The 15,914-nt window shown below is 57.6% G+C and carries 11 protein-coding genes and 1 tRNA gene; 3 read left to right on the forward strand and 9 right to left on the reverse strand.

All coding sequences use genetic code 11. The features are described from left to right. Positions 1-115: 115 nt before the first annotated feature. On the forward strand, positions 116-1,219 hold the full coding sequence (locus tag K8I01_03860; GenBank protein ID MBZ0219552.1) for an acyltransferase: 1,104 nt from the start codon (positions 116-118) through the stop codon (positions 1,217-1,219). Between the two features lie 188 nt (positions 1,220-1,407). Here the strand turns inward: K8I01_03860 and K8I01_03865 are convergent, their stop codons facing one another. The 7 genes from K8I01_03865 to K8I01_03895 form a co-directional block, all read right to left on the reverse strand. After that, entirely contained in the window at positions 1,408-1,815 is a 408-nt protein-coding gene (locus K8I01_03865; GenBank protein MBZ0219553.1) for a bacteriohemerythrin, read from the reverse strand. Between the two features lie 330 nt (positions 1,816-2,145). Then, positions 2,146-2,544 carry a hypothetical protein gene (locus K8I01_03870; protein ID MBZ0219554.1) on the reverse strand — a complete coding sequence of 133 codons (399 nt, stop codon included), beginning with the start codon at positions 2,542-2,544 and terminating at the stop codon, positions 2,146-2,148. Between the two features lie 167 nt (positions 2,545-2,711). Beyond that, positions 2,712-3,698: an RNA polymerase sigma factor RpoD/SigA gene (locus K8I01_03875; protein ID MBZ0219555.1), complete on the reverse strand. Its 987-nt coding sequence runs from the start codon at positions 3,696-3,698 to the stop codon at positions 2,712-2,714. Continuing rightward, positions 3,695-4,399 (reverse strand): response regulator, encoded by a 705-nt coding sequence (locus tag K8I01_03880; protein MBZ0219556.1) that lies wholly within the window; start codon positions 4,397-4,399, stop codon positions 3,695-3,697. The genes K8I01_03875 and K8I01_03880 overlap by 4 nt, the downstream gene beginning before the upstream one ends. Before the next feature lie 218 nt (positions 4,400-4,617). Then, the gene (locus K8I01_03885) at positions 4,618-6,006 is read right to left on the reverse strand and encodes a sigma-54 dependent transcriptional regulator (protein ID MBZ0219557.1); all 1,389 of its coding nucleotides are present in this window, start codon (positions 6,004-6,006) and stop codon (positions 4,618-4,620) included. Between the two features lie 3 nt (positions 6,007-6,009). Further along, complete coding sequence (locus K8I01_03890; protein MBZ0219558.1) at positions 6,010-6,456, reverse strand: response regulator; 447 nt, start codon at positions 6,454-6,456, stop codon at positions 6,010-6,012. Then, on the reverse strand, positions 6,449-8,941 hold the full coding sequence (locus K8I01_03895; GenBank protein ID MBZ0219559.1) for a PAS domain S-box protein: 2,493 nt from the start codon (positions 8,939-8,941) through the stop codon (positions 6,449-6,451). Before K8I01_03895 ends, K8I01_03890 begins: the two co-directional genes overlap by 8 nt. 276 nt (positions 8,942-9,217) lie before the next feature. On the opposite strand from K8I01_03895, the gene K8I01_03900 reads away from it, so the two are divergent. Continuing rightward, on the forward strand, positions 9,218-9,649 hold the full coding sequence (locus tag K8I01_03900; protein ID MBZ0219560.1) for a bacteriohemerythrin: 432 nt from the start codon (positions 9,218-9,220) through the stop codon (positions 9,647-9,649). A 50-nt stretch (positions 9,650-9,699) separates the two neighbouring features. On the opposite strand, the gene K8I01_03905 is transcribed toward K8I01_03900, so the two are convergent. Then, the gene (locus K8I01_03905; GenBank protein ID MBZ0219561.1) at positions 9,700-13,017 is read right to left on the reverse strand and encodes a UvrD-helicase domain-containing protein; all 3,318 of its coding nucleotides are present in this window, start codon (positions 13,015-13,017) and stop codon (positions 9,700-9,702) included. Next, positions 12,995-15,685 carry a PD-(D/E)XK nuclease family protein gene (locus K8I01_03910; GenBank protein ID MBZ0219562.1) on the reverse strand — a complete coding sequence of 897 codons (2,691 nt, stop codon included), beginning with the start codon at positions 15,683-15,685 and terminating at the stop codon, positions 12,995-12,997. Before K8I01_03910 ends, K8I01_03905 begins: the two co-directional genes overlap by 23 nt. Positions 15,686-15,811: 126 nt before the next feature. Here K8I01_03910 and K8I01_03915 point away from each other — a divergent pair. Next, positions 15,812-15,887 (forward strand) — tRNA-His (locus K8I01_03915). Positions 15,888-15,914: the final 27 nt, after the last annotated feature.

Genomic DNA, 15,914 nt, shown 5'->3' on the forward strand with positions numbered 1-15,914 from the left:
TGCGGCTATCGGGAGCATGGATTTCCTCCAACCGCGCCATTGGATATCAGAAGCTGCCTCAATTTTTTCAGAATCGATACAGGCGTCATCCTGGAAGGTATTGCAAAGGGTTACCATGAAGATAACCACTATACAAGACCACATCGGGACCCGTGAAAACAATTATGATTTTCTCCGTTTCATGGCAGCCGTGCTGGTGGTCTTAAGTCACGCCTATATTCTTTCCCTGGGAAATTATTCTGGAGAGTTCTTAGTCGAAATCACAAATAAGCAAGCGTCACTGGGATTTGTCGGGGTCGGCGTCTTCTTCATCATAAGCGGATTTCTGATATCGCAGAGCTATTTCTCATCGAGGAATCCTGCGGCATTCATCAAGGCGCGGGTCTTGAGGATCTTCCCTGCCCTCGCTGTGGTAGTGCTCCTGACCACCTTCGTCTTGGGGCCGGTTTTATCTACAGTGCCGCTTGAGACGTATCTCAATGACCCCAGGACGGGCGATTACCTTAAAAACATCTTCCTTTTCCCGAAGACTTTCTATTACCTTCCGGGCACTTTCGAGGAAAACCCTTTCAAGGGAGCCGTGAACGGTTCGATATACACGCTCCGTTATGAAGCCGCATGCTATGTCATGGTCCTGGTACTGGGCCTTTTGAGGATACTAAGGATTAAAGAGGTCGTCCTTTTATCGTTCGCCGCCGGGCTGTATATTATTTTCATCTCCCCTGACCTGATACCAAAGAATATGCTCATGGGGATGGGCAAGAATTTCATTTTCTTCGTATTTTTCATGGCAGGGATGGTTTTTTATTCGTTCAGGAATTTTATCCCGCTCCATTGGAGCCTGTTTCTCGCCTCGGCGGGGTTCCTTGCTGCCGCTCTCTTCCTCGGGAATTTCCGGAACCTTTTCGTGATTTTCGGGGCTTACATGGTTTTCTACATCGCCTATAACTCGAAAATCAGGCTGCATCGTCTGTCGAAGTACGGCGACTTTTCCTACGGCATTTACATATACGCATTCCCCATCCAGCAGACCGTGACCTTATATAACGGCGGTCAAATGTCTCCCCTCCTGAATTTTCTGATCTCCTTACCGCTTTCCCTGATTTGCGCTTTCCTCTCCTGGCATCTTGTCGAGAAGCATAGCCTTAAGCTTAAAAAGCACGGCCTGATGCAGTCCGTCATCCATCCGCTCAGAAAGTATATTGCCGGACAGCATTAATCTAATGCCTGTCGGCGCTGATAGGGATTCATCGCTTCCCCGAAACGGCTTGAATCAGAGTCGTGCGGGAGTGGATGGGATGTATGGGGCGACAACGGAGGCCCGTGAAATCCTTAAACAGGAAGCAGGGCCCGAAAGGATCAGATCCGGGACCGGACGAGGTAATTCCCTTCTAGACCGTTCAGCCCTCAGTTCACGTTTCTTGAATTGAAGAACCCGGAGTATTGCTTATCAGTCTCGAGGATATGGTCAACCAGCCAGTTTTTGAGAAACGTCATGGTCTCAATTCCTACGCCAAGCCCCCCTTGCTGGTGCTTCTGGGCCAATTGGGCGACCTTTTCAGTAAACCAGTCATGCTCTTTCTTATGCTGCTGCAAACCCGGATAGCCCATAGAAACCATGAGCTTCTCCTCTTCAGCAAAGTGGTATTTGGTATAGGCGAGCAGCTCTTTCAGGATGCCGCCTATTACCTCTGCGGACTTGCGATTCGCCATGGCGTCGTGTAAGGAGCCTATTAGGTCAACGAGCCTCTTATGGTGATTATCGAAAGCACCCACTTTGACACTGAATTCCTCTTTCCATTCGAAAAGCGCCATTTTCCCTCCGGGATTTGATCTACGGAACCTCGATTTTGAGGCTTAGGCCTCTTATCGGATGCCGCACCCGGTTCTTTAATGGCTTGAATGGCAGCCCTGATGGACAGGCCCTTTACATGGAAATAAGGCATGTGTATAATGGCCTGCTGGCGAGCGTCAAGCCCGAAAGGCAGGCGGGGAAATCGCAGCGGACCGGCTAACAGGGCCAGGTGCCGGGATATTTAAATTCACCAGGGAGCTCAGCATGAATGGCGAGAAAGGTTCCGTCGAAGTCCTGATCCTCTTCGCGGTCGGCATTGCAGCAATGGCCGCGTATTCATACTATATAAATTAGGTCTGTTGGTCTACATAGGCCAGGGCTGTTTGAAATATTTCCGGGCTGCCGTCAAAGGCGATCCTCGAGCCCTCAATGCCTTCAGGGGCGCACTCGACCCACTCCACACCCCTTGCAATCGCCTTTATGGCCGTCTGTAGCGCCAGCCCGCCCGACCCCTTTTTTATAATTCCGCAGACCGGCCGGTTGAAAAGGCGCTGAAGCTCCTTTTCTCCTTCTCCGAAGACGAGGAGTATCCTTGCGCCTTCGGGAAAGCCCGCGGCGAGGATGCCAGCCAGGGTTTCCGGGTCGGCCAGAACGACATCCGGCCTGGCCTCGATGGCGGCTTCCGACGGGTTTTCGCCCTGCAAAACATGATACGCTTCTATCCCCCCGGCGATATCCAGCAGTCCCATTAAAACTTCGGAATAGGCTCTGTCTGCCAGCGACACCATGACGCGGATCATTTGCCGCTCCTTTCCTGGCGCTCTTGTCTGGCCGGCGCTCAGACTGCCGTGCTGTCCCGGTATTTTTTCCGAGGTCCTTTCTCCAAAAAAGGCCTGTTCCGGCTGCCGGCCCGGCCCTAAAGCAGGTCAGACGGGCAGCCCGCGTGCTCCTTCGCTATCGCCCTCAGCTTTATGAGCGCCTTCTCTTCTATCTGCCTTACGCGTTCCCTGGTGACCCCGAACCTCCGGCCTATGACCTCGAGCGTCTTGGGGGCGTAGTCGCCTATGCCGAATCTCAAGCTGATTATCTTCTTCTCGTTCTCGTCCAGCAGGCTCAGCCAGCCCGCTACCCTTTCGGCCCTCCTCGACTCCTCTATGAGCTCGACCGGGGCCGGTGCGCCCTCGTCCTCAAGGCTATCGAGCAGGTTGCAGTCCGATTCGTCCGGGCACTGGGACTCAAGCGATACCGTGCGTTTCTTTATCACCTCGAGCCTCTTCACATATCGCCCGGAAAGGCCGGTCTTGTCCGAGAGCTCGGACGCGCTCGGGTCCCTGTTCGAGCGGACCCTGAACTCCCTCGCCGCCCTCTCCATCTTCGAGATGTCGGTCACGATGTGTATGGGGAGCCTTATCATGCTGCCTTTGTTTGCGAGCGCCCTCTCGATAGTCTGCTTTATCCAGTAGGTCGCGTACGTCGAGAACCTGCAGCCTATGGATGCCTTGAAGCGCTCTGCCGCTTTTATAAGGCCTATGTTACCCTCGTCGATGAGGTCCTGGAGCTGAAGCCCCCTGTTTACGTATTTCTTTGCTATGTTGACCACGAGCCGGAGGTTCGCCTCTATCATCTTCCTCCTGGCCTCCGCGTCCCCCCTGGAAATCCTCCTCGCAAGCTCCCTCTCCTCCTCGGCCGATAGGAGCTTGAACCTCTTTATCTCCCTGAAGTAGATGTTTATGGAGTCGGCCGGGGCGTATCCGGCCCCGTTCCCCTCGCCTCCGGCCCCGGCCGCGCCTGCCCCTTTTTTGGACGGCTCTTCAGTAAAAGGCATGGGCCATGACTGGCCCGTTTCGCTATAAAAGGGCCTGGCCGCCCCGCCTGACCTCCTGGTCCTTACCGTCTGTCTCATCTCAACCCTCCTTCGTAACTGTACTGCCCCTCCAATACAAGTTCCACTATCGCAGAATCAGGCAGCGGCATCGTGAACAGGAGCCCGGATGAAAACCCGCCATTACCTTTCTTTCGGGACCAGACCACCTCTGCCTGCTTTACGAGATTCAGGCAGAAGCCCGTTAGGGCCAGTTCCATGGTCGAGCCGGGTTCGAGCATCTTCCCCGAATACCTTATCCGCATTCCCCGCCTGGATATGTCCTCCGAGAAGGCATTCATATTGAAGCCCTGTGCCGAGACCGAGAGGGCGCGTCCGTGCATCGTCTGCCTCGCATCCGTCCTGCCGCTTACGCGGGTGTTCGTAATGACGCGCTCCACGGAGGCGAGGAAGTCTTTCACCCTGAAAGGCTTCACTATGAAATTGGCGTTTGCGGCGCTTGCCGCCTCCAGCCCCTTCCTGTCGCCCCCGGTCATGAAAAGGAACCTCTGCCTTAAGCCGCCGTTCAGGCTGACTGCCCTGCGGAAAAAATCCATGCCGTGCAGGCCTGGCATGTCCATGTCAGTGAGGACGAGGTCGCAGTCCTCTCCCCTGCCCTCTCCAATGAGCCCTAGAGCCGCTTCTCCGCTCGGGGCCCGTTTGACTTCGAATCCCGCGGACTCGAGGATCTCCGAGCAGACCTCCAGCATCGTCTCCTCATCATCGACTACGAGCGCCTTCAAGAGAGCCTCCGCGTAAAGCCAGTCTGGCAGTTTTGCAGATTCAAGTGCATTGCGCACCGGTATAAAAAGCAACAAGCGTGCCAGAGGAAAAAAGTTAAGGAATCTAATGATATCCGGGCAGGTCTTCTTTTTGGATAAGGAAATGGAAGGAAATTTACCAGCAGAGCCGATAAATTATTTACCAGATGGTAAGTTTGTTACCATGTAGGTCTCAGCAGTTACTCCTTGCTAAACCCATACTTTTTGGCCTTTTCCCGAAGTGTGAACCTCGAGACCCCGAGCGTCCTTGATGCATGGGTGATGTTCCAACCGGTCCTTTCAAGGACGGTCCTGATGTGGGCCTTTTCGAGCTCTTCGAGGGTCATCTCGCTTGAATAGCCTTCCACAAGCGGCGGGTTTTCAGCATAGTGCGGGGCCGGGGCGCTTATATTAAGGTGCTCCGGGCCTATGTCATCCTGGCCTGCCAATATAAGGGCCCTTTCGATCACGTTCTTAAGCTCCCTTATGTTTCCGGGCCAGTCATACCCGAGGAGCAGGTCTGTCGCGCCGTCTTTAAGCCTCTTCTGCCTGTTGCCAGGACCGGCGCCGTTCTCTTTGAGGAAGTGCCTTACAATGGGAACAATGTCCTCTTTTCGCTCCCTCAGGGGAGGAAGGCTCACGGCCATCACGTTCAGCCTGTAAAAGAGGTCTTCCCTGAACCGCTTCTCCTTTACCATGTTGCCCAGGTTCAGGTTTGTGGCGGCTATGACTCGGACGTCAACCCTCTGGTCCTGCACGCCGCCGAGCTTCCTGAAAGTCCTGTTCTCAAGTACCTGGAGGAGCTTGGGCTGGAGCCTCAAGTCCATGTCTCCTATCTCGTCCAGGAAGATGGTGCCTCCGTCCGCCAGCTCGAAAAGCCCCTTCTTTGACTGGCGCGCGTCCGTGAAGGCCCCCTTCTCGTAGCCGAACATCTCGGCCTCCATGAGGGTGTCGGGTATGGCGCTGCAGTTGAGCTTTATGAAGGGCCCTTCGCGTCTGCTGCTCGAGTAATGTATGGCGTTCGCCACCAGCTCCTTCCCGGTGCCTGTCTCTCCGGTAATGAGGACCGAGGTGCTCGATGTCTTGGATATTATTGCTATAAGGGATTTGACTTCAGCGATGGCGGCGCTTTCGCTTACCATCTCGGGGCAGAGGCTTTGCGGAGGCGTATCTCCCTTTTTTCCGCTCCGTACGGCCCTTTCCGAAAGGCTCCTCTCGACAGCGTATATTATGGAGCGGGCCATGTTCCCTGGCTCGACCTGGCCTTTTATGAGATAGTCCTGCGCACCCTCCCTCACGGCCCTTGCCGCCAGGTTCTCATCCGATAAGCCGGTAAGGAGAACTACCGGGAGGGCCGGATATGCGCTCTGGAGCGCAAGGAAAGTAGAGAGCCCCGAGGAGTCCGGCAAGTTCAAATCCATCAGCGCCACGTCCGGCTGCCGTTCGGAGAGCCTTTCCATGGCCTCCGCGAGGCTTAAGGCCCTGGTGAGGATGAACCTCTCCCCTGAGCCCGAGTCCGCGAGCATCTCTTTAAGGAGACGCGCGTCCGGGTCGCTATCCTCTATAAGGAGTATCTCTATCTTCTGCATCTCTCACCCTTGCGGCAGTTTCACGATTGAAAACCAGAAGTCCTCGACGGCTTTTGCTATCGTTATGAACCGGTCCACATCCGCCGTCTTGGTTATGTATGCGTTCGTATGGAGCCCGTACGCGGCCGAGACGTCGTTATCGTCGGCCGAAGACGTGAGCACCACCACGGGTATGCGCCTTGTATCCGGGTCGGCTTTAATTTCGGAGAGCACCTCCATGCCGTTCATCTTCGGAAGGTTCAGGTCCAGCAGGATGAGATCCGGCCTCGGCGCGTTCCGGTGCTTTCCCTTCCTCCTCAGGAATTCGATAGCCTCCTCACCGTCCGCGGCCAGGTGCATTTTATTGGACACCTTCGCTTCCCTGAAGGCCTCTATCGTAAGCCGGATGTCATAGGGATTGTCCTCCACCATGAGTATTTCCATCGGCCTTCCAGGGAGGCCCTCATTCATCGGACGCCTCCATGAGAGGTATTGTGAAATGGAAGGTGGAGCCCTCCCCGGGTACGGATTCTACCCATATCCTGCCGCCGTGGTTCTCGATTACCTTCTTGCATATGGAAAGGCCGATGCCGCTCCCCTGGAACTCTGTCTTTCCGTGGAGCCTCTGGAAGAGCTCGAATATCCTCTCCGAATATTTCGGGTCTATGCCGATGCCGTTATCCCTGACGGAAAAGAGCCATTCCCGGCCGTTCTGCGCGGCCTTTACCGTTATGACGGGCGTATCCGCGCTCCTGTATTTCACCGCGTTGGATATGAGGTTCATGAAGAGCTGCTCTATCTGTGACGAGTCGGCCACTATGGTCGGAAGCCCCTCATGCCTCAAAGCGGCCCCGCTCTCGTCGAGGAGGGCCTTCAAGTTCGCGGCCGCGCTCCCGAGCGCCTCCTCGCAGTCGACGGGCTTCAGGGCCTTCAACCTCCCAACCCTGGAATAGGAAAGGAGGTCGTTTATGAGCCTCTGCATCCTCCCGACCCCGTCAACGGCATAGGAGATGAACTCGTCGGCCTCGGCGTCGAGCCTCCCCTTGTATCTCCTGGAGAGGAGCTGTACGTAGCCGGATATGACCCGGAGCGGCTCCTGCAGGTCGTGAGAGGCCGAGTATGTGAACGCCTCGAGCTCCTTATTCACCCTCTCGAGCTCGCGGGCCCTCTCCTCCAGGTCCTCGTTCATGCGGGTAACGGCCTCTTCCGCCTTTTTCCTTATTTCCACCTCGAAAGCGAGCCTCTGGTTTACTTCCTTGAGCTCGGCCGTCCGCTCATCCACAAGCTCCTTCAGGTGCTCGCGGTAGAGGCTCAGCTGCTCCTCGGTCCTCTTCCTGTCGGTTATGTCCTGCACCGTGCCGACAAGCCGCGCGGCCCTCCCCTTCCCGTCGAAGATGGTCTCGCCCTGTTCGTGGACGACCCTCATGCTCCCGTCGGGCAGGACTATCCTGTGCTCAATCGAATAGGCGGTCCCGTTCCTCACCAACTCGCCGATGCTCCTCCTAACAGCCTCTCTGTCCGCAGGGTGCGCAAAGCCCAAAAACGCGTCATAGGAGGGCTGAAGAGCCCCGGGTTGGGCCCCGAAGACCCTGCACATCTCGTCCGACCAGGACATCTCGCCACTTGTCATATCCCAGTCCCAGCTCCCTATATGCGCTATCATCTGCGCGGTCGCAAGGCTCGCCCTGCTTTTCCTCAGGTCCTCCTCGGTGAGCCGCTTTCCGGTTACGTCCCTGTCCACGCCCCTGTAGCCCGAGAACTCCCCGTTCGTAGAGAAGACCGGCGCCGCGCTCGTCTCGACCACAACGCGGGCCCCGTCCTTTCTGATGTTTACGTTCTCGAAGAGGCCCAACGGGCTCCTTGCCGCCGCCACCCTTGAGAACTCGGCCCTCACCCTTTCGGCCTCATCTGGTTCCATGAAATCCCAGGGGGTCTTGCCCAGCACCTCTTCTGCCTCGTATCCGAGCATGTCCCTGACCTTCGGGCTTACGTAAGTATAACGGAGGTCCTCGTCCGCCTCCCATACCAGGTCGCTCGACGTCTCGACCAGCCCCCTGAACTTCTCATCGCTCCTCCGTAGCTCCTCCTCGGCCGCCGACCTCTCCTCTATTTCGGCCCGGAGCATCTCATTGGCCACTTCAAGGCTCTTTCCCTTTATCCGGGCGGACTGGGCGAAATATACAAGGGAGGCAAGGAAGACTGATACGAGGGAGCCCATGCCGAGGACGACCGACGGTATGACGGAAATACTGGAAGAGACGACGTCCTCTCCGGGCCGCACCCTTACTGTCCAGGCGGCGTTCAGGATATTGAGGTCAAGGCTTTCAACCCATTCGCTCTCGATGTCCCCGCTGTCCGCGAAGAGTACCGTGGCGCCGTTCAAGACCGCGACGGAGTGGCCGGTGAGCTCGCCTCTTTTACCGGCCAATATCGCTCCGAACAGGTCCTGGGAATCGAAAACGGCCGAGAGCGCCCCGGCTGAAGCACCGTCGCCGCGTACAGGAATCGAGACTACGAAACCTTTCCTCCCATTCTCGAACTCGACCGGCCCGGACAGGGCCGGACCGCCTTCCCCGCTTACCCCTTCCGCATGGGCGCCCACGGCCTCGACTGCCTTCAGGCCGGCCTCCCCGGCCCTGAAGACCGGCTCCCCGCCGAAGCGGGTAAGGACCACCGCCTTGAGTCCCTGATTACGCTCCGCGCTCAGGAGCTCTTCCCATTCCTGCCATTTTATCTCGGCCCCGGCCCCTGCCTCCCATCTCCGGACAAGCTCGGTAAGGGCCTGCACCTTGAGGCCCATTTCGTCCCTTATTGTTTCTTTTACTGCCGTGGCTTTCAATGCGGTATGGTGGGCGAGGCCGGCCCTCTCGGAGACTGAAAGCTCGCGCCATACCAGGAAAGTCGCCGAGAGCGCTATAAGGAGCGCAAGGATGGGGATCCATCTCTTAAGGAGCATATCTGACCGGAATATTTGGCCGGAATATTTGGCCCGAGTGTTTGGGGTTCGTCCGGCATAGAGAGGGTACTATGTACCCTTAAGTTTTGTCAAGCGGAAGGGGCCGGGCGCCCGGCCTGCCTTTACAGGATTTATTCTTTTAATTCAAGCACTTGCAGAAGAGATGCCAAATCCTCCTTTTTTCCTAAAGGCGGTATCCAGGACATCCGATAAGGTCTTGAGGCCATTTTGGGCCGGCTCCATCTTCAACGCCAGATTCGGAAGGAGGCAGATATCATGATGGTCAGGTGGAAAGAGCAGCTATCTACGGGAGTCTGGTGGCAGGAGAAGCAGCACAGGGAGCTTTTCGCCAGGTTCGCCAAGCTTGTGGCGGCAATGGAACACGGGCGCGGGCGGGAAGAGGTCGATGAGCTTTACGAGTTCATGGAGAACTATCTCGGAAGGCACTTCCAGGCCGAGGAAGCCGCCATGGAGCGTATAGGCTACTCAGGCAAAAGGGCCCATGCGGCGGAACACAGAAAACTACTCGAGGAGATAACGGCATTGAGGGCCGAATTCGAGACCGGGGCCAGGCTCTCCCTCGTACTCAAGGTGCAAAGGCGAATAATCGACTGGTTCATGAACCACATAGGGAACATGGACAAATCGCTCGGCTCATACTTGAGGGCAGAGGAGCTTAAGCACCAGCAGGTGGTCGTGAACTGCTGAGAATATCAAGGACGACTCAAAAGGCGCTTCTGGGTCCAGAGGCGCCTTTTTTATTTTACCTCCATGAATTCCGCATGGGCCGGATAATAGAGCCCCTTTTTTATCTCTCTTTTCTCCCCGCCCTTGCGTAGCGCCCGCGCGTACCTTTCGAGCTGCGGCCTGTACCTTTCGCGCTCGTTATGGAAAAACTCCTCCAACGAGCCGCCCTCGTGCGATCCGGTCTTGTAGTCTATTACCCAGAGCGTGCCGTCTTCGTCCACGAATGTCCGGTCTATGACCATGTGCGCTATGCCGCCTTCAAGCACCGCGGTGACCGGGAGCTCGGTGCCTGCCCCGTCCCTTTTCGAGAGTATCCAGCGTCCCCTGGGGTCGGAAACCGCCTTTAGCAGGGTCCTTACGCCCTCCTTCGCGGCTTCCCCGGCCTCCCTGGCCCCGAGGCCGAGGGAGCGTAGCATGGCCTTAAGGCGCGGCTCCTCCCTTTCTATCCGCCCCCTCCCCCACTCAACTAGCCCTTCCCTGGCTATCCGGCAAAGGTACCTGTGAACGACCGTTCCCATGTGGCGTATGGCCTCCCCTGCCCAATAGAACTCTGGCTCGGTCTGTTCGATGAGCTTTTCCATGCTGTCAACCGGCACTGCGGGGGCGGTTTCAGGTAACTCCCACGAGAGGGGTAGCCTTTTCCTCACCCGCATTGGGGCGGCTCCGGGAGATGGGCCGTCCTCCTTCCTTTCGATAAACCTGCCTTCGCCGATCGCGTGGGATATCTTCGACAGGAAAGATTTAGGGACAGCAGTCATTTCCCCGTCCTCGCCCTCCTTGACGTGGCCTATGAGATGGAGCGAGTTGCGTGCCCTTGTGGCGGCAACGTAAAGGAGGCGCATCTCCTCCAGCTCGCGCTTCTCCTTCAGTATGCCGGATAAATACTCGTATATGCCTGACCCTTCCTTCCCCTTGCCTGGGGCCGGCGCAAGGAGGAGGTCTTTATCCTTTTCGAGCCATATGAGGAGCCCCCTGTCCTCGTTCCTCGGACCCTTCCCGAGCCCCGGGATTATGACATTGTCGAATTCGAGGCCCTTTGCCTTGTGCACGGTCATTATCTCCAAAGCGGCGTCCTGGCTTCCGCCGCCGGAATAGAGTGCTTCCACCTTCCTCTCGAGCTCGCTGATAGATACGCGGCCCGGCCCCTCGGCTGACCTTAAGAGCTTGAAAAACTCCCGGGCGTCGTTCATAGCGCCCTCATCCCCTGCAAAGCCCGGCCCGCCAAGGCTTATCCAGAGCCCGCGGAGCACCTCGGAAGGCGGCCTCCTGCCCCAGAGCGAAAGTGCCTTCCCCGTCCTTTCAACGAATCTCGTTAGCCTTTGCCTGCCGTCCTCCGAAAGGGAAATCAGCCTTTTTTCATCCGATGCAAGCTCCCGGACCGGCGAAAAGGCGTCTCCGACGCAAAGCGAGTGGAGGTCTGAAAGGGTAAGCCCGCACCAGGGGGCTCGGAGACTCGCAAGCCACGCCACCCTGTCGAAGGGGTGGTCGAGGGCCTTGAGGAGCGCCATCAAATCCCGTATAACCGGCCTTTCTGAGAGCGGGTCTATGTCCCTGCCCCTGAAAGGGACCCCGTTATCCTTTAGCGCCTCAACAATACTATCCACGTGGGTCCTCGACCTGCAGAGTATCGCGGCGGATTCATTCTCCGGGAGCTTCTTTACGATGGAAAGGACGTGTTCGGCCTCAAGCTCGTCGTCCCTTTCACGCAGGAGCGTTAGCTCTACAGTGCTCTCGGGAACGGCCCCCTTTGCCGCTTCGGACGGCGCGTATGTGACGGCGCCTGTAAAGAAGTCCTCTGCCTCCGGAAAAGCCGGGCCAAGCGTCCGGTTCACCCATTCGACTATGCGCTCGGACGATCTGAAGTTACTGGAAAGCGTCAGGGGGATGAGCTTTGCCGGGCCTATGCCTTCCTTCCTTGCTCTGAGGAAGAGGCCAACCTGGGCCTCCCTGAAAAGGTAGATGGACTGCATGGGGTCGCCGACCACGAAAAGGGTCCTGCCGTCACCTTCGGTCCATCCCCTCGTAAGGGCCTCTAGGAGCGATAGCTGCGTTTGCGAGGTGTCCTGGTATTCGTCTACGAGTATGTGCTGGACCTTCAAGTCCAGCGCGAGCATGAGGTCAGTCGGTTCGTCTTCAGAGCCGAGCGACTTTAGCGCCGAAAGCGCAACGGCCTGGAAGTCGGCCTTCCCGGCCTCGGCAAAGACCCTGTTGAGCTCCCTTTCCGCGACCGGGAGAAGGCGCATGAGCGCGAATAGCGTCTCCCTTTCCTCCTCCGGGAACCGGGGGTCCGGAAGGGCCCCTACCCTTCCGAGCGCCCTTTCAAGCATCCCGTTCCCCGAAAGGGACTCGAGAAGCTCCTGGAACTCCTTTTTCATGGCCGCTGAAGAATTGTCGCCGTTGGGGAAGCCGAGCTTCGCGTTCACGCCTGCCGGCTTTCTCCATTCGTTTTTCCCTGTAAGCAGGAGTTCCTGTATGCCCTTCCAGAGCGGGAGGTCTTCCGCTCCCGGACCGGGGAGCCTTTCGAGACCGGACAGGGCCGGGATAGCGCTCTTTTCATTTAAGATGTTCTTTGCCGCATGCCTCGCTGAGCGGAGAAGCGCGCCTTCGAGCTCTTCCGGGAACTCTGCCGCTATCTCCCGCAGCTCTTCCTCGACGAGCCTTTTGAGCGAGCCTTCGAGTAGCGCCCTCATCCCCTCGTAAGTAGCGTCCCGTTCGAGATGCCGGAGCCACTGGTCGCGCTTCCCGAGCATCAATACGAGCCTTATCGAAAGCGCCCTTACGGAGTTGTCCAGGTGGTCGAGCGCGCTCCTTACAGAGTCGCCCTCAGGCCCTTCGTCCTCGACAAGGGCTATCGTCCGCTCAGCGGCCGTGGAATATAGCTCTTCCGGCTCATCGGTTACGGAGTAGTCCCCGAGCCCGGAAAGGAGCGGCATCTGCCTGGCGACAGTCGACGAGAACGAGTCGATGGTCTGCACCTTGAGCCTCCCGGGGTTCAGAAGGAGGTCCCAGCCCAGTTCCCTGTCCCGCCGAAGCGCTGATGCCGCGAGCCCGAGCGTCTTCATTTCATGGGGCTTTTCGGACTCGCACCCTTCAGAGGCCTTCCTTATGGCCCCTATTATGCGCGAGTGCATCTCCCCGGCGGCCTTCCGTGTAAAGGTGAGGGCGAGTATCCGCTCAGGCTTATCCACCTGCGAGAGGAGCGCGAGGAACCGCTGCATGAGGAGCTCGGTCTTCCCGGACCCCGCAGGCGCCTGCACCGCGAAAGATGCGGATGTGTCGAGGGCACGTTCCCTTGCGAGCATATCGCTATTGGTCGTCGTTACGCTCATTTTCCCCTTCCTCGAGTACAACGGGCAGAAGCTCGGCTACCCTGCAGAAAGCAGGAAGCTCGCAGTAGAGGCACGCGCTCTCGTTCCCGGCAGTGCCGCCGTTCGGATCGATTTGGGCGGCCCCTGCCATGAAATCCCTTGCGAGCCCTTCGAGAGCGGCCTTCCAGAACTCAATGAGCCCTTCCCAGTCCTTTCCTGCCTTTTTTCTGAAAAAGGCGTCGGTCTCGTACGGCTTTATGCCCGGAAGCCCCTCGTATTTGGAAATACCTACGAACCTCAATTCGCCCGGGACGAGCCTTGCAAAGGAGACACCCGAGAAGTTCCCTTCGGCGCTATAGATAAGGAGCTGCGGTTCCTTCGGCCTTTCGGTCAGCCAGTCATAGCGGGAGACATTGCCGCTTTTATAGTCGATTACCAGCTCGCTTCCGTCTGAAAGCTCGTCTATCCTGTCAACCCTGCCCCGGAAGGTCAGGCCGCCTATCTCCATGGTCCTCTCGGCCTCGATTGCCTTTACCCTGAACCGGCCTTCACGCTTGAGCTCTACCTCAATCCATCCCCTGAGGAGCGATATTAGCCTTTTCCTCTCAAGCTCGAGGAAGCGGGTACTGAACGGGAGCTGGACGCTCGCCTCCTTCATGGCCTCGTCTGCTATGGCCTCGATATAGGCCTCGAGGCCGCCTTCCTCCTTAAGCTCCTTTAGGCGCTCCGAGCCCTCCACCTTTTCCCAGAAGAGCTTGAGCGCCGCGTGAATAACCCTTCCTCTTGCCTCAGGCTTAAGGCCCGGCTCCACCTCGGGCATCGCCTTTGCCCCGAGCCTGTGGATGGCAAAGGCCCTGAAAGGGCAGAGGGACTGGTTCTTCAATATCTGCGTGCCGCCCCGTATGAGCGCCTTCTCCTCTTCGGAGACCGGGAGAGGCTCGTAGGCGGGCGCGTCTTCGAGCCTTCCACAAAGCCCCCCTGCCACATGGTCTTCGAGCTTCGACGAACAATCCATCTTGAAATCCGTCAGCGGGAAGGAGCTGAAGAAAGGGCTCACCCTCCGCTCCTTTTCATCGGAAAAGATCGGATAGCTTACTTCGATGAAAGGAGCCGAGCGGACAAGCCTTTCAACCGCGGCCTTCGCAAACGACAGCTCCCTTTCGCTCGAAGAGCGCGGGAGCCGGTGTTCCCGCTGGACCCAGACCGGTATGAAGGGGTTTGGAGAAGGCTCCCCGGGCAGCACGTGCTCGTGGCAGCCCATTATCCAGGCCCTGTCAAAGGACATGCCCGAGGATTCGAGGAGGCCCAGCACCTGGATATTGCACTCCGGGGTCTCGGGCTGGTGTATCGTGTCCGCGGCAAGGGCAGCGAGCCTTTGGGCGGCTTCGGCCCTTGTGATTCGACCGAGTATGTCGTCGAGGCTTGAAAGTTTTTCGAGTACGGAGTTCCAGGCCTTGTGGGCCTGGAACTCGCGGCTTGAAAGCTTGATGCCAGATAGCCACCCGGTTTTCCTCAAGAGGTCGGTAAAAGACCTGGCCCAGCCTGATGGGAGGTCCTTACGACGCGAAGACTTAAGCCATTTTATCCACGCATCAGCCCTTTTTTCGAGATGGACGGCCCCGAAGCGCCTAGCCAATGCCTCAAGCTCTTCGATATTTACAGCGCCCCTGTTCTCGTTCCTCAGGGCATAGTCGAGCCTCGCGCACGCAACCGAGTCTCCGCCCGTGAAATAAGGAGACCTGAGCACCCCGCTTATGGAATCGAGCGCCGTTTCTTTCTCGCCTATAAGAAGAATGTCGAGGGCGGACCTTACGAGTAGTTCGCGGTCAAGCGGCTCGCCGAGCGAGATGTTGAAGGCCTCCCTTTCCCCTGCCCAGGGAAGGACGGACGCCGGCGAAAGCTCTGAGGAGAACTCCTTCAGAATAGCCTCCCTGTACCTTCCAAGCCCCGGCACTATGAAGCCCAGCCTCATGCCCGGCTTCAAGACCTCCCTGGCCCACCTGGCCGCCTGCTCGGCTTCCTCGTCCTCGCTCTCGTAAGCCCTTACCCTGACCTCCCCTGGCGCGGAGTCGTCCTCGCCCGGCCAGAAAGAAACCCTGGTCCCTACGGCCTTGAGGGCAAATACGAGCCCGGAATCCGCAGGGCTCATCTCGTCGAAACCGGCGATTATGACCTCGGCCGGGAGCGCGTGCCCGCCTTTCCTGATAAGACCCGCTACCCTTACGGGTATGGAGGACGGGTCGAGGAAGCCGAGTCTTTTAAGCTCATTTTCATATGCGGCGGCCCACCTTTTTAGGGCCTTCGCCTCCTCGGTAAGGTATATCTCCTCCGGGAGCGTTATTCCGTACTCGTTTACAAACCCGTATGCCTCATAGGACTTCCTGACGACCGCCGACCCGAGATTCCCGTTTCCTGGGCCGGAAGCGGAAATGGACCTCTCCCAGAGCGCAAGCGAGGCCGCGCTGCCCAAAACCGGCCCTTCCCCGCGCTCTTCCCAGAAAGAGGCTGTCCAGGATGAAAACGGCAGCACCTCCGGCGTGGGCCAGCAAAGGAGCCCCCTTTCGGCCATCTCGCGGTCGAAGGCGGCCCGGAGATGCCTCGAAAGCCTCGAGTTCGCCGTAAGCACTACCGCCCCCTTTTCCATGGAGGCTATGAGCCTTTTTACGCGCCCATATTTCACAGCGGACAATATACTATTAAAAAGCTCCAAATCAAAACCGAATCAGCCCGCGCAATATCCAGCATTTGTATTGACACCACCGGCCCCTTGTGTTAAAAATTTTAGATAACCTTCCTTTTATCAGCAGTATCCATGGTGGACGTGGCTCAACGGTTAGAGCACTGGACTGTGACTCCGGGGGTTGGGGGTTCGAATCCCCTCGTCCACCCCAGTTTTTTCCTGAAATTCCCTGTATTTT

Source organism: Deltaproteobacteria bacterium (assembly GCA_019912665.1).
In the GTDB taxonomy this organism is placed as follows: Bacteria; Desulfobacterota; GWC2-55-46; order GWC2-55-46; family GWC2-55-46; genus UBA5799.